This is a genomic window from Tatumella sp. UBA2305, assembly GCF_002345795.1.
GTDB lineage: Bacteria > Pseudomonadota > Gammaproteobacteria > Enterobacterales > Enterobacteriaceae > Tatumella > Tatumella morbirosei.
In genome coordinates this window covers 16,766-36,826 of record NZ_DDVT01000014.1, presented here as the reverse complement: position 1 = coordinate 36,826, position 20,061 = coordinate 16,766, and the positions used below count along the sequence as shown (strand labels likewise).

The window sequence follows — 20,061 nt, the reverse complement described above, 5'->3', positions numbered from 1 at the left end:
GTTAAGGTATTAATAAAAATCAGACAATATAATCAATTACTGAAGGTTCCTGTTTGCACATTCTCCTCCAGTCAACAATTGGCATCCGGATTTGCATCCCGGTGCTGCCATCTTCTTCGTTCCACTCTCTTTCTATCGCCTGCAACTGATAAAAACGGCTGCGTAATTTACCCGCACCCGGCGGCAGACGTAGCTCATAACTGGCAATTTCCCCAGCCAGACGTTCAGACAGTGCCTGCCACAGCAAGGGTATCCCGGCCCCGGTATGTGCAGATAACCAGACACGGACGGGGATATTTTCTTCATTACGATCAATACGCGGCTCGAAATCTTCCAGCATATCGATTTTATTCATAATCAATAATGTTGGAATTTCATCGGCTTCAATTTCAGCCAGTACCTCATTCACCGCATCAATATTTTCGTTCACCCGCAAATCTGCAGCATCTATCACATGCATCAGTAATGACGCCTGTCGGGTTTCCTGCAATGTCGCTTTAAAAGCCGCGACTAAATCATGAGGCAGATGGCGAATAAAACCGACCGTATCCGCCAGAACAACTTCTCCGACATCCGCAATCTGTAGCCGACGCAATGTCGGATCCAGGGTAGCAAATAACTGATCCGCGGCATAAACACCGGCGGAGGTCACGGTATTAAACAGGGTCGACTTTCCGGCGTTGGTATACCCCACCAGCGAAACCGTGGGAACATCGGCTTTCGCCCTGGCCTGTCGTCCTTGTTCACGCTGTTTTTCCACCCTTGATAATCGCGATAATATCAGGCTGATACGGTTACGCAGTAATCGACGGTCAGTTTCCAGCTGTGTTTCACCGGGCCCACGTAAGCCTATTCCGCCTTTCTGACGCTCAAGGTGGGTCCAGCCTCTGACCAGTCGGGTCGCCAGATGGCGCAGCTGGGCTAACTCAACCTGGAGTTTACCTTCATGAGTACGCGCTCGTTGTGCAAAAATATCCAGAATCAGCCCGGTGCGATCAACCACCCGGCATTGACATAAACTTTCAAGATTTCGTTCCTGGGCAGGTGATAACGCATGATCAAACAGGACCACTGAGGCCCCTGTTGCCTTCACCGCATCAGCAATTTCTTCTGCTTTGCCTTCACCAACGAAATATTTGGGATGGGGGGCTTTACGGCTTCCGGTCACTACCTGGAGTGATTCAACACCTGCTGAAGAGACAAGTGTTTCGAATTCCTGTAAATCTTCAACATCCCGGTCCTGTGTAAACCAGATATGGACCAGTACGGCCTGCTCGCCGGCATCATAACGCTCAAACAAGCGACAACCTCTCTTAAAAAAAGACCAGGGTGGGGGACTAAAGACTTGTCACCGACCCTGGCATTGCGGATTACTAATTACTCTGCGTTGTCACCGTCTTGCTGTGACTGAGCCGGTGCTGACCCATTGTTATGATAGTTACTGCTTCCTGCCGGTGCATTAGTATGATGAGAGACCGGACGGGAAGGAACTACCGTCGAAATTGCGTGCTTGTAAACCATCTGGCTCACGGTATTTTTTAACAGAATGACAAACTGATCAAATGACTCAATCTGACCTTGCAATTTAATGCCATTCACCAGATAAATTGAAACCGGTACACGTTCGCGACGCAATGCGTTTAAAAACGGGTCTTGTAATGATTGCCCTTTAGCCATTCTATCTTTTCCTTATATGCTTGTTGTTTATTATTGCAGAACCAACAGTGTAAAAATTGCGAAAAATTTTGCGCACGGTAACCAATCAATTGTACACATTCACCGAATGTTAGCACTAACTACCTGCATAATCGCATCTTGTGCCAATAAGGGCTGATCACTGTCAAGCCAGTGAACATTTTGCCAGCCGCGCAACCATGTCATCTGTCGTTTTGCCAGCTGGCGGGTCGCCACAATTCCGCGAAAAACCATCTCATCGTAATCGGTTTCACCCGATAAATAAGACCACATTTGGCGATAACCTACGCAACGAATTGAAGGCATATCGGTATGCAGATCACCTCGCGCGAATAATTCCCGCACCTCAGTCTCAAATCCTGACGCCAGCATCTGTCGAAACCGCAACTCAATACGCTGATGTAACAATTCGCGTGTCACAGGGGCAATAGCAAATTGTATGACATCGTAAGGCAGCGCTTCTCCGGAAACTTGTGTCAGCTCTGTTAAAGTTTTACCTGAAATAAAAAAAACTTCCAGTGCCCGCGAGAGTCTCTGTGGATCATTCGGATGAATACGCATTCCCGATTGCGGATCAATCTGGCACAGGTCACGATGCAGTGACTCCCAGCCTTCGTTTCTGGCTCTGTCTTCAATCTGCTGACGGACTTCGGGGTTCGCCGCCGGTAACGGTGACAATCCCTCAAGCAGCGCTTTGAAATACAGCATAGTCCCACCCACAAGCAAAGGAATACGCCCCTGCTGTACAATCTCATCCATCTCTTTCAGCGCATCACGGCAAAAGTCCGCAGCCGAATAAGCCTCTGCCGGATCACGGATATCCAGTAACCGGTGAGGTGCCTGTGCCAGCTCCTCTGCCGAAGGCTTTGCCGTACCAATATCCATTCCTCTGTAAATCAACGCAGAATCGACACTGATGATCTCGACCGGTACTTTCTGACGTAACGCAATCGCCTGTGCTGTCTTACCCGAGGCGGTAGGCCCCATCAAAAATATCGCCTTCGGCCGGTCAGCCAGGTTTATATTACTCATGTTCAAACGCTTCAAAGATATTATCTAAATTCACTGCCTGTAATAATCCGGCAGGAGGAGCTGACACCAGCGCGGGTGTCAGGCGTTCCAGCTCAGCCAACAGAGCAATCGCCTGGGTATGATTCCATTCGGGATGCGCAATATGGCAACGTAAGGCCAGCCATTGTGCGAGGTGATCTGCACTGCTTTCTGCCTGCAGGGAAAGATAGCCTAACAGTTCCGGAATCAAGATTTGTAAATTTTGTGTGCGCAATGGTAAAGGCACCCCACGCAAAGTGACATGCTGAGCATCCACCGCAAAATCCAGGCCAAGAGCCTGCAAACTTTCGGCATGACGCGCTAAGCAGTGACGTTCCTGTTTTTCTGCTTTTAATCGTACCGGAATCAGTAATGGCTGCGAACGTAACGCTCCGTCAACAGGTTGTAACTGAGCTCTGACCAGCCAACGTGCGGCCACACTTAGCGAAATGACACTCAGCCCGCCAGGCCCTTCTGTCAACGCATACGACTGCCTGAGCACGCTTAACACCCGGCCAAAACTTTGCTGGTGAGATGTCAGAGGTGCCGGTGCGGGTTCTCCGACAGCGGGTTGCGTCCGGGCGGCCGTGCTCAACATCTGTTGATACAGTGCACCCTGTTTAGCCTGATATCCCGGTGTAGTGAATGCGGACGCCGGAACACCACCGGAAGCATTTCGGTTCCCTGTCACTGCTCCGGAGCGTGGTGCTGCAGATGACAATTGCCCTGGTTCAGTAGCAGCAGGTGCTGTCGCCGGAGGCAGTGAAAACCGGTTACTTCCGGCAGCACTTCGGTTGGCCGGGGCATACATCCCTCCCTCCTCTGGGGCGGAGGGTTCATCGGGCAACACCTGCGCTGCACTTTGCAATGCACTCAATACCCCCTGATAGATAAAATCATGGACCAGACGGGATTGATGAAAGCGGACTTCATGTTTGGCCGGATGCACATTCACATCCACCTGATGCGGATCAATCTGCAAATACAGGACATAGGCAGGCTGATGATCTTCGCCGAGTTTATCCTGATAGGCCTGACGGATGGCATGATTGATCAGCTTATCCCGCATCATGCGGCCATTCACGTAACAATATTGCAGGTCAGTGACTTGTCTGGCCCCTGCGGGGTCTGCTACCCAACCGGTCAGGTTCAGTGCATCGTGTTGCCACTCAAGATGCAGTGCATGCTCCAGAAAAGCCGAACCACAAATGGCCGCTAAACGACGTTCCCGTTGTCGTTGGTCAGTCGCAATCCGGTAATGCCTGACCGTTTTTCCGTTATGGCTTAACAACAACTCCACATCAAAACGAACCAACGCAATGCGGCGAATGATTTCATCAATGTGGGCAAATTCGGTTTTCTCGGTACGCAGAAATTTTCGCCGGGCCGGGGTGTTATAAAACAGATCCAACACTTCGAGCGTAGTCCCACAAGGGTGTGCAGCGGGCTTCAGCGTAACTGCCATGTCCCGGCCTTCGGCATATGCCTGCCAGGCGCCACTCTGCTCAGCAGTACGTGAGGTGAGTGTCAGTCTTGACACCGAACTGATACTGGCCAGTGCTTCACCGCGAAACCCCAGACTCATGATGGCTTCAAGATCATCCAGACTGGTGATTTTGCTGGTAGCATGACGTGCCAGTGCCATCGTCAGTTCATCTTTGGCAATTCCCGCGCCATTATCCCGAATGGAAATACGCTTTGCGCCACCTTTTTCAATATCAATTTCAATTTTTGTCGCACCTGCATCCAGACTATTTTCCACCAGCTCTTTAACCACCGATGCCGGGCGTTCAACCACCTCACCGGCAGCTATCTGGTTAGCCAGTTGCGGCGGTAATATCTGTATTGCCATCGCCGTTCCTCACAAAAATTGCGTCCGGGCAACCTGTCGTTGCCGGAACATTTATGGCTGCGAAATAGTCAGAGTCTGGCCCAGCATGACATTTTCTGAGCGCATATGGTTTTGCTGCATGATGGTTTTGCTACTCACACCATAACGCGAGGCAATACTACTTAATGTATCTCCCCGTACCACTTTATGTCTGACCACAGCAGGTTTGCGCACTCCCGTGGCCGGAACAGTTTTGGCAGTAGCCATGACTTTCAACCTCTGCCCTACCCAGACACCGGGTTTCTTCAGTTTGTTCAGTTCTGTCAGTGCACTAACGCTGACACCATAACGTTGTGCAATCCCTGATAAGGTTTCACCACGCTGTACCACATGAATCTGTATTGCGGCGCTATTCGCTGACTGTGAGCGGGTGACCGGCAGAGCCTTATTCTCTTTCCCCGGGATATTTTGCATCGGGTGAGCTTTAAAGTAGTTAGACACCCCATAATAAATCGCTTTTGCTATTTTATCCTGGTAGGCATTGCTACTGAGTAGACGTTCCTCATTACGGTTACTGATAAATCCGGTTTCTACCAGCAACGAAGGGATATCCGGTGAACGTAAGACCCCCAGGCTGGCATGTTCCGGTAGCCGTTTATGCATCGGTGTCACTGCCCGCAGTTGCTGGATCACTTTAACCGCAACGTCGTATCCAACCCGTTGGGAATAACCAAATTGCAGATCTAATACTGCCTGACTGAAATAAGGGTCTGCCTGGTTATTGGCCAGTAAATCCCCGGCACCGCCCAGTAATTCAGACTGATTCTCGGTTTTTTCCAGCCAGCGGGCCATCTCAGAATTCGCCCGGCGGTTAGACAGTACCCAAACCGAAGCCCCGGTCGCCCTGTTGCTGGGTGCTGAATCGGCATGGATAGAGACCAACAGGTTAGCATTCTCCTTACGCGCTACTTCAGAACGCCCCATCACCGACACATAATAATCACCCGTACGGGTCATAACGGCCTTAAACTTTCGGTTAGCGTTAAGCAATTTCTGTAATTTACGGGCAATCGAGATGGTAACGTTCTTCTCTTTCAGACCATTTTGCCCAATAGCTCCCGGGTCCTGACCACCATGCCCGGCATCAATAGCCACAATCACCTGGCCACTGGTGGCAACCTGACTTACCGGGGCGGCAATCTGAGTAACGGGATTGACGGATGGGTTAGCAGAAGCTGACGGTGTCGGAGAGTTAACAGCCCCCTTGCCACGCAGTGAAAAAATAACCTGATACAGATTACCTTTTTGCGCCACACGCACCACATTGCTGGCTGGCGTTGCCAGTTCAAACACCAGGCGGAAACTTTGCTTATTTACCGGCCGGCTGGTACGAATACGTTTGACGAGATTCTGGCCACTGAAGTTGAGCGGCAACCCTTTCATCGTCCCTGCCTGCCGAATATCCAGAACGATCCTCTCCGGATTATGCAGAGGAAACCACGTATAGCCTGGTTTACCATTAAAATTAAGCGTCACGGTAGTCAGTGACTGACCGTTATCCACCTTGATATCAGACAGGGAAGCCGCAGACGCCAGCCCTGGTAACAGTAAAAGTAACAGTGTTAATCCATACCAGCAACGGCACGTCCATGTCATGCGTTTTTCCCGTCTGTAGTGAGCTTATCCATTAGCATCTGACCATACGTATTTCCCGCGGTAATCTCCGCCTGTCGGGCATCGCCGTCATAGCTCATCGTTACGATTAAGTCTGGCTCAGGAAGAAAGCCCTGCCCCTGCTGCGGCCATTCCACCAGACAAACAGCGTCCCCGCCAAAATAGTCGCGGACGCCCATAAATTCGAGCTCTTCAGGATCAGCCAGTCGATATAAATCAAAATGATAAATTGCCCGTTCATCAATCACGTAAGGTTCTACCAGAGTATAAGTCGGGCTTTTCACATTTCCCCTATGGCCAAGTGCCTGGATAAAACCCCGACTGAAGGTGGTTTTCCCGGCGCCCAGAGAGCCGTGCAGATAAATGACGGTTGCCTGACGGCAAACCTGAGCCAGAGCTGCGCCTAAAGCGAGCGTTGCAGATTCTTCAGGTAAAGAGATGACAGTGGTATTCATTATTTGTTTTAGATTCATTCCGGATTAACTAATCGCCTGAGCGGTTCAAACAAATCGCTGGCTAACATACCTCGCATTCCATGCTTGCGGGCTACCCAATCGGCGGCACCACCGTGGGCGACCACCCCTGCACAGGCTGCATCATAGAGAGAGAGTTTCTGACCAGCAAGAGCAGCAATAACACCACTCAGTACATCTCCCATCCCACCGGTCGCCATCCCCGGGTTGCCGACATCGGCAATGACTGTTTCTCCGTCGGATGAACTGATAACAGTTCCGGCGCCTTTCAGTACGACCACCCCGCCATATCGTTGGACTAACTGACGCGCAGCCAGTAAACGATCGTTTTCAACACTCTGCACCGATGTGCCTAATAATCTTGCAGCTTCTCCCGGATGGGGAGTAAGAATCCGATTCTGACGTGTATCCGGATCGATTGCCAGAAGGTTGAGGGCATCAGCGTCCCAAAGTGTCTGTTTTTTACTTTTTTTTACCTGGCTGAAGACAGTTTTTCCCCAGGCCTGCTGTCCCAGACCGGGTCCGATGACCACGGTATCGGCCCATTCCAGACTTTCTTCAAGCTGTTGTTCAGACATCGCTGCGGTCATAAGTTCCGGTCGTGCCGTCACTAATGCAATGACGTTATCCGGATGTGTCAAAACCCGCACCAGCCCGGCACCACTCCGCAGTGCCGCTTCTCCCGCCAGACGGATAGCTCCGCCAGTGCCCTTATCACCCCCAATAAGCACAAGTTTTCCATGATCGCCTTTATGCGCTGTCGCATTGCGGGAAGGCAACCAGCCAGCCAGATGACTAACATCCTTACGCCATACCGGGGGATCGACATGGGTTCCTGCCAGATCGGGCCCTAAAGGATCTGTCAGGATCGTTCCACAATAATCACGGGCTTTACCGGTCAGCAATCCGGCTTTCAGGCCAATAAATGTCAGCGTGACATCCGCTTTAATCGCCACACCAGGGACTGTTCCGCTATCGGCCATCACCCCGGAGGGGATATCCAGAGCAAATACCGGCACGGATCGTTCCCGTACTTTCTCGATCAACTGTCGGTAAGGATTTTCCGGTGCGCGGTTCAGTCCGATCCCCAGCAGTGCATCAACGATCAGATGCTCTTCACCGATCCAATCGCTGTCAGCCGGCAGACATTCACCACCACAGGCCAGCCATTGCTCCCGGGCATGCTGTGCTTCTTCCGGTAATCGCGCGGAATCACAAGCAATTAATGTCACCCGCAAACCCGCCTGCTTAGCCAGACGCGCCACGACATAACCATCACCGCCGTTATTCCCGCTACCACAGAGAATCCGCCAATGGCTGGCCTGTGGCCATAACCGGCAGATATGCTGAAAAGCCGCATGTCCCGCCCGTTCCATCAACGTCCGCGTAGATATCCCGCAGAGGCTACAGAGTTGCTGTTCGAGTGATGGAAATTGACTGGCTGGCCAGACGGCCCCGGAAAGTGACGGCAAGTTGAGGGTATTCACAGACATTAACCACCTCTGACCAGTAAAAGAAAAGGAGTCACAATATCATACCAAAGGTCAAAAAGGGTTTACCCGGGATTATCCTGACAACCGCGATACACGATATTTTCGTCTGGGTCAGAAACTAATCTCAGAGCCTGACAGGCCGTTTTTTTCTGCTGTGGATAAAAAATAAAAAAGCTCAGACATTCAAGGGCTACGGATGAAATATGACCGGGGTCACATTCAGCAGCACCGGAAAATATAAATAATTAAATCAATATATTATATCGTTCAGGTACGTCCGGGACTGAAGAGAATTAATATGAAGAAAATGAGCCGTGATTGTGGATAACTCTGTTTACAGACTACAGAATAAAACCACGGTTTTTATCCGATTTCAGGAGATTTATCCGCAAAAAATATCCCGTTGAATGCTGTTTCGTACGGGTGGTCTCTGTCGGTGCCTTTCGGGGAGGCGCATTATGCAGCTATCCTCCCCTGATAGCAATCAACAAATCTCCTGCCACAGACTGTTTGCTTAGTCTCTGTACAACAGCTGACATCTGTCTGGTACCTTATCCGGCAATCACGGTAGCAAAAAAATAGAGGGATCAGCAGGATACACAGAGGATCATGCGATCCTTTCATCATGACCCACGATCCCGCGGAGGATCACAGGTCATCTCACCAAAAAGATCGCGATAAAATCATCCCTCAGGAAACTATTCACCCCGCCATATTTCTTGGTATGCTGCATTTAGCTGTTGTTCTAACTGGTAAATACTTTCCATACGAAACAGTTTCGATAAAAATTAAATAAGCAACCTGGAAAAAAACAATGAATAGTCGCGAAATCATTTGGTTTGATGGAGAGTGGAGTACAACGGACAAGCCGGTTATTGGATTAACCGATCATGCACTATGGATGGCTTCAGGTGTGTTTGATGGCGCACGCTCTGTCAAAGGCTATCTGCCCGACCTTGAACCACATTGCCAGCGGGCGATCCGCTCCGCAATCACTATGGGTATGGAGCCTAAGATTTCTGCAGAACAGATAGCAGATTTGGTGCGTGAAGGACTGAAACAACTGCCTCATGACACGGATTACTATATTAAGGTCCTGTTCTTCTCTCCGGGCGGTTTCCTGTTACCCGATCCGGATACCACGACTTTCGCATTACATATTTTTGAAACCGCCCTGCCCGAAGATAACGGTTTCAGTGCCACCTTTAGCCCGTTCCGTCGTCCGGATGCCACTATGGCCCCAACCGAAGCAAAAGCATCCTGCCTGTACCCGAATACACAGCGTATTATCCGTGAAGCTAACCAGCGTGATTTTAATACCGCTGCAGTGCTGGATGCAGAAGGCAACATCGCTGAGTTTGCCGCGGCTAACCTGTGGATGGTTAAAAATGGAATCGCCTACACTCCGGTACCCAACGGTACGTTCCTGAACGGGATTACCCGCCAGCGTGTGATCAAACTGCTGCGTGAAGACGGAATTACCGTCGAGGAAGTCACTCTGACTCCGGAAGACGTTCTGAATGCCGATGAAATTTTCAGTACCGGTAACCACGGAAAAGTTCTGCACTGCAACCGCATTGAAGATAAAGTATTAACCCGCGGCCCTGTGAGTGCCCGCGCCCGGGAACTGTATCAGGAGTTTACTCTGCAATCAGAGAAAATTGCCGGATAACACACAAAGCTTATCTGTTAAGGCTGGCGTCGCTACGCTGGCTTTTTTTATGCACCGGAGATTTGTCAGAGATGAGAAATTACGCCAGATCAGCAGAAAAAAAGGCAGACAGTGACAAAAAAACAGAAGATACCGAAAAAACTGGAGCGGGAAACGAGACTCGAACTCGCGACCCCGACCTTGGCAAGGTCGTGCTCTACCAACTGAGCTATTCCCGCATTGGAAGGTGTACTGCTAAACTCCTGTGACTATCAACTTACCGGAGAATCTTGGCTAACCCTTTGATTGAAAGGTGTTTTTTAGTTCCCCGTAACAGGATGGACAGTATTATGGACTAACTTTTCGAAGACGGCAAGCCTCATGCCATCTTTTTTTTCTTACTGGTTTTAACCGCCCTGGTCGCCTGATTCAAAGTCGTTGGCGATAAACTCCCTGCTCCGATTTATTGTTTCGCTGGCTGAAATTTCCAGTATGCCGGGCTGCCAAATTTATCGGCGAAAAAGTCGATGACCGTACGTACATTCAGCGGCATAAAACGCGCGTGCGGGTAAAGCATTGCAATCACCAGTTCCTGCTGGCTGACAGCGACCTGGTAATCAGGCAGCAACCGCTCCAGCTGGCGCTGTTTCAGTAATTCGCCAATTAACCAGTCTGGCATGGCGATAATGCCGGCCCCCTGTAATGCAGCATTAAGCAAAGTCTCCGCATTGTTAGATAACAGTACCCCCTGCGGAGCCTGAATTTCCGTCGCCTGACCTGGTTTGGTGAAAAACAGCCGTTGAGCTCCCATGACGCCTTTGTAGACCAGGCACCGGTGATCCTCCAGATCATCCGGCGCTTGCGGTGTGCCATGACGGGCAAGATACTCCGGGCTGGCTGCCAGATGATAGACAGAAGTATCCACCACCCTGAAGTGCAGACCAGAGTCCTGTAGTGGCGCAATACGAAACAGCAGATCAGCAGCATCACCAAGCGGATCGATAAAATCGTCGGTCTGAGTCAGTTCAATACGCAATCCGGGATATCGGTCAGTCAGCTCTGCCAGCCACGGTGCAATATGCCGGTATCCAAAAACTACCGGAGCATTAATCCGTACCAACCCTGCCGGCTGACGCTCACGATCCAATAGCTGCTGAGTCGTACTGCTAAGTTCCTCCAGAACCCGGCGAAAAGTATTGCCATACAATCGTCCGGCCTCTGTCGGGACAATCGTCCGCGTATTGCGGAACAACAGCTGTAATCCCAGTTCATCTTCCAGCTGGCTGATAATACGCGATACCGATGAAGGTGACATTGATTCCCTGCGCGCCACTCCTGAAAAATTTCCGGTATCAAGAACAGCGACGAACAACTGCATTGCCCGGGTGCTAATACTCATCATGATCTATCTGTGCATAAAACGCATAAGTGTTATGCAATCTTCCCTGTTTTTAGAAAATCACTCAAATATTATTATTGGTTTTTTCTGACTATCCGGAAGTTAAACACCATGAAATTAGCCGCAATCATGCTGGTGATACTGGCAGGGATGGGACTGTCGGTAGAGGCCGGTATTCTCGGGCCGCTGGGTGAACGTGTAGGACATTACTGGGCAAGCCTGAGCCTGTTTGGTGTTGAAGCCGCGCTGACCTGGCTGCTGATGCTATTTTGGGGGCCCAGAAACCCTCAGCCCTTCCTGGCTTCACCTGGCTGGCAACTGACAGGGGGGATCTGGGGGCCGATGTACGTCATTATTCTGACGGTCGCCACCCCGGTGACGGGAATTACCCTGCTGATGACAGGAGTGCTGGCCGGACAAGTCAGTAAAAGCCTGCTGATTGACCATTTTGGCTGGTTTGGTGCACAGCGTCGGCCGGTGAATGTAAAAAGGCTGACAGCCCTGCTGTTTGTGGCTGCGGCCCTGATCCTGATTGCCGGAGGCAAATGATGATGATTATTTTGATGGTGATACTCGCCGTTATTGGCGGTGCGTTACTCAGTGTTCAGGCCGCGGTTAACGGGAAACTGGGGGCGACACAAGGGGCTATTCGTACCACCTTTCTCACCTTCCTTTGTGGGACAGCAGTCAGTGCCCTGCTGGTCATCTTCCTGGAACCTGCACACAGCACTACCCTGTTCGAGGTCCCGAAATGGCAGCTGACCGGGTCATTTCTCGGTCTTGCCTATGTACTGACCATGGTTTTTGCCGTGCAGCGGATTGGCACTGCCGTCGCCACTGTGGCGGTAATTCTTGGGCAACTGGCGATGTCAATGATGATTGACAGCTTCGGCTGGCTGGGCAATCAGGCCATTCCCCTGTCGTGGAACCGTATCCTGGCGGCGGTGTGCCTGGTGATTGCGTTAGGCTTTATCTACAGCGGAAATAAGACGGCAGCCTCTGTCAGCCAGAAAACTCATTCTGGCTAATCAGCGGTAGCCTTGTCCTGAATGTCAGATTCGGGACAAGGTACTGCACCATCGGGAGTGACTGTCATGCAAAAGGGTTCGGGCGAAACGCACAAACGAAAAAAGGACCCGAAGGTCCTTTTTTCTGTGACAGACAGAGGGAATTTCCGGTCTGTCTGTCTGAATCTGGAGCGGGAAACGAGACTCGAACTCGCGACCCCGACCTTGGCAAGGTCGTGCTCTACCAACTGAGCTATTCCCGCAGGGTGGTACTTTTACATCGTTTATTTCACATCTTAATCTGGAGCGGGAAACGAGACTCGAACTCGCGACCCCGACCTTGGCAAGGTCGTGCTCTACCAACTGAGCTATTCCCGCGCCGGTAACGTATAAAATTCTTCATCGTTACGGGGTGCGAATTATACGAGAATAATTTCCCGGCGCAAGCCCCGCAGAGGATATTTTTCCTGCCTGGTGACTGACTGCTGATTTAATCGTCAGGTTGATGCCAGATTAGACAATTCAGCTTAAAGCTTAAGAAAATTTTCGCGATAGTAACGCAGTTCAGCCACTGATTCACGAATGTCGTCCAGCGCCTGATGGGTACCGGCTTTTTTAAAGCCTGGCAAAATCTCCGGTTTCCAGCGACGCGCCAGCTCCTTGAGCGTACTGACATCCAGTGCGCGATAATGGAACCAGGCTTCCAGCTCCGGCATATATTTATATAAAAAACGCCGGTCCTGGCCAATACTGTTGCCACAGATAGGTGAGGCATTCGCCGGCACCCACTGTTTTAAAAACTCCAGTGTCGCCAGCTCTGCCGCGCGGTCGTCATACTCGCTGCGTTTTACCCGATCCACCAGACCACTGCCGGTGTGAGTACGAACATTCCAGTCGTCCATCAAAGCCAGCTGAGCATCTGACTGATGAACGGCAATAACCGGTCCTTCGGCCAGAATATTCAGGTCAGCATCAGTGACCAGTGTGGCGATTTCTATGATCCGATCCTGCTCCGGCTCCAGGCCGGTCATTTCAAGGTCGATCCAAATCAGGTTATTTTCACTTGCTGTGGACATGGGTATTTCTCACCGTTGCTAAAATCGTCTATTGAACGCTATTAATGGTATCATAGCCGTTTTGCATCGTCGGGTCGAAGTCCGGCAAGTCATGAGAGGATGTGTGAGCAAAAATAAACTGTCAAAAGGTCAGCAACGCCGTGTTAATGCGAATCATCAGCGGCGCCTGAAACCACGGGTTGAGAAAGCCGAGCCGGATGACAGCCTGTTTGGCGAACCGCAGGAAGGCATTGTAATAAGCCGCCTGGGAATGCATGCCGATGTGGAAGACAGCGAAGGCCAGATACTACGCTGTAATCTCCGCCGTACGCTTCGTTCACTGGTGACCGGTGACCGTGTGGTCTGGCGAGCGCCAAAGAGTGGTACCGGCAAAGGTATTGTTGAAGCGGTGCATGAGAGAACTTCTGTACTCAACCGTCCTGACTATTATGATGGCCTGAAACCGGTGGCCGCGAATATTGATCAGATTGTTATCGTTTCGGCCATCCTGCCTGAGCTGTCACTGAATATCATCGACCGCTACCTGGTTGCCTGCGAAACACTGGGGATTGCTCCGCTACTGGTCCTGAATAAAACCGACCTGCTGGATGATGAAGCCCGGCGGTTTGTCGACAGCCAGATGGATATCTATCGGCAGATAGGCTACCCGGTACTGATGGTATCCAGCCATAGCCAACAGGGTTTGCAGCCACTTGAGCAAGCACTCACTGACCGGATTAGTATTTTTGCCGGCCAGTCCGGTGTGGGAAAATCAAGCCTGTTGAATACACTGCTGGGGCTGAGCGTCGAAAGTGAGAATGAAATTCTGACCAATGATGTTTCTGATAACTCAGGCCTGGGGCAACATACCACCACGGCAGCGCGCCTCTACCATTTCCCGAAAGGTGGAGATGTGATCGACTCTCCGGGAGTGCGTGAATTCGGTTTATGGCATCTTGAGCCCGAACAAATCACCCGGGGGTTTGTCGAATTTAACGACTATCTCGGCCACTGCAAATTCCGCGACTGTAAACATGACACAGACCCGGGATGTGCCATCCGCCAGGCCGTGGAGCAAGGAAAGATCAGTGATATTCGTTTCGACAGTTATCACCGTATTCTGGAAAGTATGGCTTTAGTTAAAGTCAGAAAAAATTTTTCTGTCAGTGAGGACTGACTGACATAACGGCGGGTTCGCCAATACACTCAGGCATCACTCTGTTTCGCCTGATTATTTTAACGTCGTGATTACGCAGGAGGCAAAATGCTGGATCGTATCAAACTTGGCATTAATGCAATTTTACCCAAAAAACATTTAACCGAACTGGCCGGATGGGCAGCCAGCCGTCGTGGTGGCTGGCTGACCCGCGCCGTAATCGATCTTTTTGTCTGGTATTACAAAGTCGACATGACGGAAGCTAAACAAAAAAATACTACTGCCTACCCGACGTTTAACGACTTTTTCGTGCGTCCGCTGAAAGAAGATGCCCGGCCCATTGATCAGGATCCTAATCATCTGATTCAACCGGCCGATGGTGCTGTCAGCCAGGCCGGACGCATCGAAAATGACCAGATATTCCAGGCCAAAGGTCATTACTATTCCCTGGAAGCTCTGCTGGCAGGTAACGATCAACGGGCCAATGCCTTCCGTGACGGACAATTTATTACCACCTACCTCGCACCGCGCGATTATCACCGCGTGCATATGCCTTGTAACGGGATTTTACGTGAGATGGTGTATGTGCCGGGCGATCTCTATTCAGTTAATCCCCTGACAGCGCGAAATATTCCCAACCTGTTTGCCCGCAATGAACGCGTAATCTGCTATTTCGATACCGATTTCGGACCAATGGCACAGATTCTGGTGGGTGCAACCATCGTTGGCAGTATCGAAACCGTCTGGGCCGGAACTATCACGCCACCACGGGAAGGTGTTATTAAGCGCTGGCACTACCCGGACGCAAATTCCGAAGGAGCCGTGGTCCTGCTCAAAGGCGCAGAAATGGGACGTTTCAAACTCGGTTCCACGGTAATTAATCTGTTTGCCCGCAATAAAGTTATTTTCAGTGAGTCACTGGAAGCGGAATCCAAAACACGCCTCGGTCAACCACTGGCGACACCGTTCACGGCAGAAAGCGCTGACAGTTCGGTCACTGGCTAATCCGGAGAACAATACCGTGCGCTCGATTGTGGTTTTACTGCTGGGCTTTATGCTCAGCTTTTCACTGTATGCCGCCGCTCTCCCGGACGCCACACAGTTAAAGCAGGCACTGGAAGAGGCAAAAAATGTTAAAAACAGTGCCGCACAGACCGAACAGATACAGTCACTGCAGGCAGCACTGGAATTTGTCGATCAGCGCACAGCCTCCATGGAACAGGCCCGTCAGTACCAGTCGGTGATTGATAATTTTCCTAAATTATCAAAACAATTAAGACAGCAGATCGCTGTTGTCACCGGGACGCCAAAAACCGTCAATACCTCACTGAACAGCAGTGAGCTGGAGCAGGAAATCCTGCAGGCCAGCAGCCAGCAGTTGGAAGAAGGCCGACAGGCCCAGCAGGAACAGGACAGAGCACGCGAAATCAGTGACTCTCTGGCACTTTTACCACAGCAACAGACCGAAGCACGACGGGCTCTGGCCGACAGCGACCGCCGTCTGCAGGGATTACAAACCCCACCCACGGCTTTGGGGCAGGCTAAAATCTGGGCCAGAGAAACCGGCAATGCGGCGAATAAAGCCAGAGTTACCGAGCTGGAACTGGCTCAGTTATCAGCCAGTAACCGTCTGGAACTGGCACGTCTGCGGGCTGAACTGCATCAGAAAACCATGACGCAACTGGATGCCTATCTTCAGGCGCTGCGTAATCAACTGAATACGTTACGGCAGCAGGAAGCTCAGCAGGCGCTGGAACGTACCGAACAGTTGGCAGAAAACAGTGGTGAGCTGCCGCCGGGTATCAGTGATCAATTCAATATTAACCGCGATCTCTCTTCTGACCTGAATCAGCAGGCTCAGCGTATGGATCTGGTAGCCTCCCAACAACGACTGGCCGCCAACCAGACCCTGCAGGTACGTCAGGCACTCACCACCTTACGGGAACAGTCGCAATGGTTAGGGGAATCTAACTTACTGGGAGAAGCCCTGCGTGCCCAGGTCGCCAGGTTACCGGAAGTCCCTAAATCTCAGCAGATTGACAGCGAGATGGGAGAACTACGGGTGCAACGTTTGCACTACGAGGATTTACTTAACCGTCAGGCAAGTTTGCACTCACTGACCCAGGAGAACGGGGCAGCACTGACCAGCGATCAGACACGTATTCTGGATGCGCAACTGAAAACACAGCGGGAATTACTGAACTCGCTGATTTCGGGATGCGATTCCCTGATCCTCGAAATTACCAAACTGAAAGTTTCCAACACTCAACTCCAGGATGCATTAAACGAAGTCAAAGATGCCACCCACCGCTACCTGTTCTGGACAGCAGATGTCGGCCCCGTCACGCTGCACTATCCGGTACAGGTCGTTCAGGACCTGTCGCGGCTAATCTCGCTGGATACCTTCAGCCAATTAGGTAAAGCGTTGATCATGATGTTTACCACCCGCGAATCTATCCTTCCGGTGATTGGAGCCTTATTTCTGGTGGCTGTCAGTATCAGCTCACGCCGCCATTACCGTGCCTTTCTGGAGCGGGCCGCGGCAAAAGTAGGCAAGGTAACGCTGGACAGCTTTAGCCTGACTGTCCGGACGGTTTTCTGGTCTATCCTGGTGGCACTGCCACTGCCGGTACTATGGGCGGCGCTGGGTTACGGGTTGCAGCATGCCTGGCCCTATCCTATCGCTGTCGCGATAGGCGACGGGGTAACTGCCACCTTGCCGGTGTTGTGGGCCTTTATGATCAGCGCCGCGTTTGCCCGGAACCACGGATTGTTTATTACCCATTTTCGCTGGCCACAGGCCAGTGTTGCCAGGGCAATGCGTTATTACTCGCTGACCGTCGGGGTGATTGTTCCGCTGATCATGGTACTGATTACGTTTGATAACCTTGAGGATCGACAATTCTCGGCTTCTCTTGGTCGTCTGAGTTTTATCTGTATCTGTATTGCACTCACTGTGGTGACTAACGCCCTGAAGCGTGCCGGACTGCCACTCTACTTTGACCGGCAGGGCAACAGTGACAATATGACCAATACCCTGCTCTGGGATGTGATGATGGCCATCCCACTGGTCGCCGCCCTTGCCTCCTGTGTCGGTTACCTGGCGACTTCTCAGGCACTGCTTGCCCGGCTGGAAAGTTCACTGGCTATCTGGTTTGTGCTGTTGGTTGTCTATCATATCATCCGCCGCTGGATGTTGATTCAGCGACGCAGAATCGAATTTGACCGTGCCCGGCAGAAGCGTGCCGATAAACTGGCCAGCCGAGCCCGTAGTGGTGAGGAAGAAAAAGAGCACCATGTGGCCGGCACCGAAAGTTACGAGATTGAAGAACCGGTAGTCGATCTGGATACCATCAGCGCACAGTCACTGCGTCTGGTACGTTCACTACTGACCCTGATAGCCCTGGTTTCGCTAATCCTGTTGTGGTCTGAATTACATTCAGCCTTTGCTTTCCTTGAGAATATTCCACTATGGGAGGTCTCTTCCTCGCAGGGCGGAGAAAATATTCAGTCGGTCACCCTGGGAGCAGTTCTGATTGCTATTCTGGTGCTGGTTATCACCCTGCAACTGGTGAGAAACATGCCAGCCCTGCTGGAACTGGCAATACTGCAGCACCTGAGCCTGACTCCTGGTACCGGTTATGCCATCACCACACTGACCAAATATGTACTGATGATCATCGGGGTGATGACCGCGTTTTCGATGCTGGGTATCGACTGGGCTAAACTACAATGGCTGGTCGCGGCTCTGGGTGTCGGACTGGGCTTCGGGTTACAGGAAATTTTTGCTAACTTCATCTCCGGTCTGATCATTCTGTTCGAAAAACCGATCCGTATTGGTGATACGGTCACCATCCGTGAACTGACCGGCACCATTTCCCGGATAAACACCCGCGCCACCACGATTACCGACTGGGACCGCAAAGAAATTATTGTGCCGAACAAGGCGTTTATTACTGAGCAGTTTGTTAACTGGTCACTGTCCGATGCCGTGACCCGTGTGGTTCTGACCATTCCGGCACCTGCCCACGTAAACAGTGAGCTGGTCACAGAAATACTTAAGCAGGCCTCTGAACGTTGCAGCTACGTACTGGATACGCCTGCTCCGGAAGCCTTCCTGGTCGATCTGCAACAAGGAATACAGCTGTTCGAATTGCGTATTTATGCCGCGGAAATGGGACACCGGATGCCATTGCGCCATGAACTTCATCAGCTGATTTTACATGGCTTCGGGCAGAATGATATCGAAATGCCTTTCCCGCCGTTCCAGGTCAGGATGGAAAAAGTAGGCAGCGCATCACCGGCCACTCAGGGAACACCAGCCACCAAAACCTATAAGTCCGGTGGATTATAACGGTTAAGTGTATAACAGAGGTCAGCAATAAAGGGTCCTGCCGGAGGGCAGGACCCGAAGGATTAGCAGCGATCGACCGGGAAGGCAATCACTTCGCTCAGTGATTCTGCTTTCAGTGCCAGCATAATTAACCGGTCAACCCCCAGGGCGACGCCTGAACAATCGGGTAATCCGTGTTCCAGTGCATCCAGCAGAAACTGGTCAATCGGCTGTTGTGGCAGACCTTTCTCCGCACGTCGCCGGTTATCCTGCATAAAACGCTGACGTTGCTCGCGGGCATCGGTCAGTTCACGGAAACCATTCGCCAGTTCAATACCTTTGTAATAGACCTCAAAACGCTCGGCAACACGATGATCTTCGGTACTGATCTCGGCCAGTGACGCCTGAGAGGCCGGAAAATGGTAAACAAATGCCGGCTTATCCTGACCAATCTTCGGCTCCACCCCAAGCATAAATAATAGCTGTAACAGGGTGTCACGGTCCTCTTCTGCAGCAGCCAGATCGCCCACACCCAGCGTCTCAGCCACTGTCACCAACGCCTCTTTTTCAGCCGATAGCGGATCGACGTTCAGACAACGAATAAAGGCCTGCTGATAAGAGAGTGTCTCTGCACTGTCGCACTCAAGGATCTGTTGTAACAGATCGTCTACCTCATTCATCAGCCGGTACATATCGTAATGCGGCCGGTACCACTCCAGCATAGTGAACTCAGGGTTATGGTGACGACCCGCTTCCTCATTACGGAAGCTCCGGTTCATCTGATAAATCGGACCACTGCCGGCAGCCAGCAGGCGCTTCATATGATATTCAGGGCTGGTCATCAGCCATAAATCCAGTCCCTGCGAAGCCCCCGGGCCAACAAAACGGGTTTGGAAAGGGACCAGATGAATATCGGTAACCGTGGCCTGGCTCATCGCCGGAGTATCAACTTCAAGGACACCGCGATCTGCGAAAAAGCGTCGGATATCCGCTAAAATAGCCGCACGTTTAAGTAGATTAGCAACAGGGGCACTGGGTTGCCAGGTTGCGGTTTCGTTCATGTCTGGTACTCCGGATCTCACAAAAGTGAGGAAGTCTACATGCAACTTAACCGACAAACAATGGCGGGCTGACGGGCGTTAGTATTCTGTCGCAGGCCGCCGCCGGACCGTTACCGGAAGTGATTCAATGGTAGTAACCGTTAAGTCACTCAGAAGAAAAGAAAACCAGTGGAAGAATGACTC

16 protein-coding genes and 3 tRNA genes are annotated in these 20,061 nt (G+C 51.3%); 6 read left to right on the top strand and 13 right to left on the bottom strand.

Annotated features, from left to right (window positions below; all coding sequences use genetic code 11):
- Positions 1-19 precede the first annotated feature (19 nt).
- From hflX to nnr, 7 genes are all read right to left on the bottom strand, one after another.
- Entirely contained in the window at positions 20-1,300 is a 1,281-nt protein-coding gene (hflX, locus tag B3Z23_RS06135; RefSeq protein WP_294903010.1) for a ribosome rescue GTPase HflX, read from the bottom strand.
- 77 nt (positions 1,301-1,377) lie between these two features.
- Complete coding sequence (gene hfq, locus B3Z23_RS06130; RefSeq protein WP_038023537.1) at positions 1,378-1,677, bottom strand: RNA chaperone Hfq; 300 nt, start codon at positions 1,675-1,677, stop codon at positions 1,378-1,380.
- A gap of 99 nt (positions 1,678-1,776) precedes the next feature.
- Positions 1,777-2,727, bottom strand: coding sequence for a tRNA (adenosine(37)-N6)-dimethylallyltransferase MiaA (gene miaA / locus B3Z23_RS06125; protein WP_294903007.1), 951 nt, complete (start codon positions 2,725-2,727; stop codon positions 1,777-1,779).
- On the bottom strand, positions 2,720-4,597 hold the full coding sequence (mutL, locus tag B3Z23_RS06120; protein WP_294903005.1) for a DNA mismatch repair endonuclease MutL: 1,878 nt from the start codon (positions 4,595-4,597) through the stop codon (positions 2,720-2,722). Before mutL ends, miaA begins: the two co-directional genes overlap by 8 nt.
- Positions 4,598-4,648: 51 nt before the next feature.
- On the bottom strand, positions 4,649-6,232 hold the full coding sequence (locus B3Z23_RS06115; protein ID WP_294903002.1) for an N-acetylmuramoyl-L-alanine amidase: 1,584 nt from the start codon (positions 6,230-6,232) through the stop codon (positions 4,649-4,651).
- A complete protein-coding gene (gene tsaE / locus B3Z23_RS06110; protein ID WP_294903000.1) occupies positions 6,229-6,705 on the bottom strand; it encodes a tRNA (adenosine(37)-N6)-threonylcarbamoyltransferase complex ATPase subunit type 1 TsaE in 477 nt (158 codons plus the stop codon). The genes B3Z23_RS06115 and tsaE overlap by 4 nt, the downstream gene beginning before the upstream one ends.
- A gap of 14 nt (positions 6,706-6,719) precedes the next feature.
- Positions 6,720-8,216 (bottom strand): bifunctional ADP-dependent NAD(P)H-hydrate dehydratase/NAD(P)H-hydrate epimerase, encoded by a 1,497-nt coding sequence (gene nnr / locus B3Z23_RS06105; protein WP_294902998.1) that lies wholly within the window; start codon positions 8,214-8,216, stop codon positions 6,720-6,722.
- Positions 8,217-9,030: 814 nt separating this feature from the next.
- On the opposite strand from nnr, the gene B3Z23_RS06100 reads away from it, so the two are divergent.
- Positions 9,031-9,888, top strand: a complete 858-nt coding sequence (locus B3Z23_RS06100) for a branched-chain amino acid aminotransferase (protein ID WP_294902997.1) — start codon at positions 9,031-9,033, stop codon at positions 9,886-9,888.
- 142 nt (positions 9,889-10,030) lie between these two features.
- Here B3Z23_RS06100 and B3Z23_RS06095 read toward each other — a convergent pair.
- Positions 10,031-10,106, bottom strand: a tRNA-Gly gene (locus tag B3Z23_RS06095).
- 224 nt (positions 10,107-10,330) lie between these two features.
- Positions 10,331-11,269, bottom strand: a complete 939-nt coding sequence (locus B3Z23_RS06090; protein ID WP_294902995.1) for a LysR family transcriptional regulator — start codon at positions 11,267-11,269, stop codon at positions 10,331-10,333.
- A 108-nt stretch (positions 11,270-11,377) separates the two neighbouring features.
- On the opposite strand from B3Z23_RS06090, the gene B3Z23_RS06085 reads away from it, so the two are divergent.
- Both B3Z23_RS06085 and B3Z23_RS06080 read left to right on the top strand, forming a co-directional pair.
- Positions 11,378-11,815: a DMT family transporter gene (locus B3Z23_RS06085; protein WP_294902992.1), complete on the top strand. Its 438-nt coding sequence runs from the start codon at positions 11,378-11,380 to the stop codon at positions 11,813-11,815.
- 2 nt (positions 11,816-11,817) lie between these two features.
- Positions 11,818-12,294 (top strand): DMT family transporter, encoded by a 477-nt coding sequence (locus B3Z23_RS06080; RefSeq protein ID WP_294904413.1) that lies wholly within the window; start codon positions 11,818-11,820, stop codon positions 12,292-12,294.
- A 166-nt stretch (positions 12,295-12,460) separates the two neighbouring features.
- On the opposite strand, the gene B3Z23_RS06075 is transcribed toward B3Z23_RS06080, so the two are convergent.
- The 3 genes from B3Z23_RS06075 to orn all read right to left on the bottom strand — a co-directional run bounded on the left by B3Z23_RS06075 (position 12,461) and on the right by orn (position 13,349).
- Positions 12,461-12,536 (bottom strand) — tRNA-Gly (locus B3Z23_RS06075).
- A 39-nt stretch (positions 12,537-12,575) separates the two neighbouring features.
- Positions 12,576-12,651, bottom strand: a tRNA-Gly gene (locus tag B3Z23_RS06070).
- Between the two features lie 149 nt (positions 12,652-12,800).
- Positions 12,801-13,349 carry an oligoribonuclease gene (orn, locus tag B3Z23_RS06065; protein WP_087489682.1) on the bottom strand — a complete coding sequence of 183 codons (549 nt, stop codon included), beginning with the start codon at positions 13,347-13,349 and terminating at the stop codon, positions 12,801-12,803.
- Positions 13,350-13,452: 103 nt separating this feature from the next.
- On the opposite strand from orn, the gene rsgA reads away from it, so the two are divergent.
- The 3 genes from rsgA to mscM all read left to right on the top strand — a co-directional run bounded on the left by rsgA (position 13,453) and on the right by mscM (position 18,838).
- The gene (gene rsgA, locus B3Z23_RS06060) at positions 13,453-14,505 is read left to right on the top strand and encodes a small ribosomal subunit biogenesis GTPase RsgA (RefSeq protein WP_294902989.1); all 1,053 of its coding nucleotides are present in this window, start codon (positions 13,453-13,455) and stop codon (positions 14,503-14,505) included.
- Positions 14,506-14,592: 87 nt separating this feature from the next.
- Entirely contained in the window at positions 14,593-15,489 is an 897-nt protein-coding gene (asd, locus tag B3Z23_RS06055; RefSeq protein ID WP_294902986.1) for an archaetidylserine decarboxylase, read from the top strand.
- A gap of 16 nt (positions 15,490-15,505) precedes the next feature.
- Complete coding sequence (gene mscM / locus B3Z23_RS06050) at positions 15,506-18,838, top strand: miniconductance mechanosensitive channel MscM (RefSeq protein ID WP_294904410.1); 3,333 nt, start codon at positions 15,506-15,508, stop codon at positions 18,836-18,838.
- A gap of 62 nt (positions 18,839-18,900) precedes the next feature.
- On the opposite strand, the gene epmA is transcribed toward mscM, so the two are convergent.
- Positions 18,901-19,878, bottom strand: coding sequence for an elongation factor P--(R)-beta-lysine ligase (epmA, locus tag B3Z23_RS06045; protein WP_038023567.1), 978 nt, complete (start codon positions 19,876-19,878; stop codon positions 18,901-18,903).
- Positions 19,879-20,061 lie beyond the last annotated feature (183 nt).

Bases quoted from the DNA above. Each gene is read 5' to 3' on its own strand.
- hfq (WP_038023537.1), bottom strand. From the start codon at position 1,677: ATGGCTAAAGGGCAATCATTACAAGACCCGTTTTTAAACGCATTGCGT.
- mutL (WP_294903005.1), bottom strand. From the start codon at position 4,597: ATGGCAATACAGATATTACCGCCGCAACTGGCTAACCAGATAGCTGCC.
- B3Z23_RS06115 (WP_294903002.1), bottom strand. From the start codon at position 6,232: ATGACATGGACGTGCCGTTGCTGGTATGGATTAACACTGTTACTTTTA.
- B3Z23_RS06100 (WP_294902997.1), top strand. From the start codon at position 9,031: ATGAATAGTCGCGAAATCATTTGGTTTGATGGAGAGTGGAGTACAACG.
- asd (WP_294902986.1), top strand. From the start codon at position 14,593: ATGCTGGATCGTATCAAACTTGGCATTAATGCAATTTTACCCAAAAAA.
- tsaE (WP_294903000.1), bottom strand. From the start codon at position 6,705: ATGAATACCACTGTCATCTCTTTACCTGAAGAATCTGCAACGCTCGCT.
- orn (WP_087489682.1), bottom strand. From the start codon at position 13,349: ATGTCCACAGCAAGTGAAAATAACCTGATTTGGATCGACCTTGAAATG.
- epmA (WP_038023567.1), bottom strand. From the start codon at position 19,878: ATGAACGAAACCGCAACCTGGCAACCCAGTGCCCCTGTTGCTAATCTA.
- miaA (WP_294903007.1), bottom strand. From the start codon at position 2,727: ATGAGTAATATAAACCTGGCTGACCGGCCGAAGGCGATATTTTTGATG.
- nnr (WP_294902998.1), bottom strand. From the start codon at position 8,216: ATGTCTGTGAATACCCTCAACTTGCCGTCACTTTCCGGGGCCGTCTGG.
- B3Z23_RS06080 (WP_294904413.1), top strand. From the start codon at position 11,818: ATGATTATTTTGATGGTGATACTCGCCGTTATTGGCGGTGCGTTACTC.
- B3Z23_RS06090 (WP_294902995.1), bottom strand. From the start codon at position 11,269: ATGATGAGTATTAGCACCCGGGCAATGCAGTTGTTCGTCGCTGTTCTT.
- B3Z23_RS06085 (WP_294902992.1), top strand. From the start codon at position 11,378: ATGAAATTAGCCGCAATCATGCTGGTGATACTGGCAGGGATGGGACTG.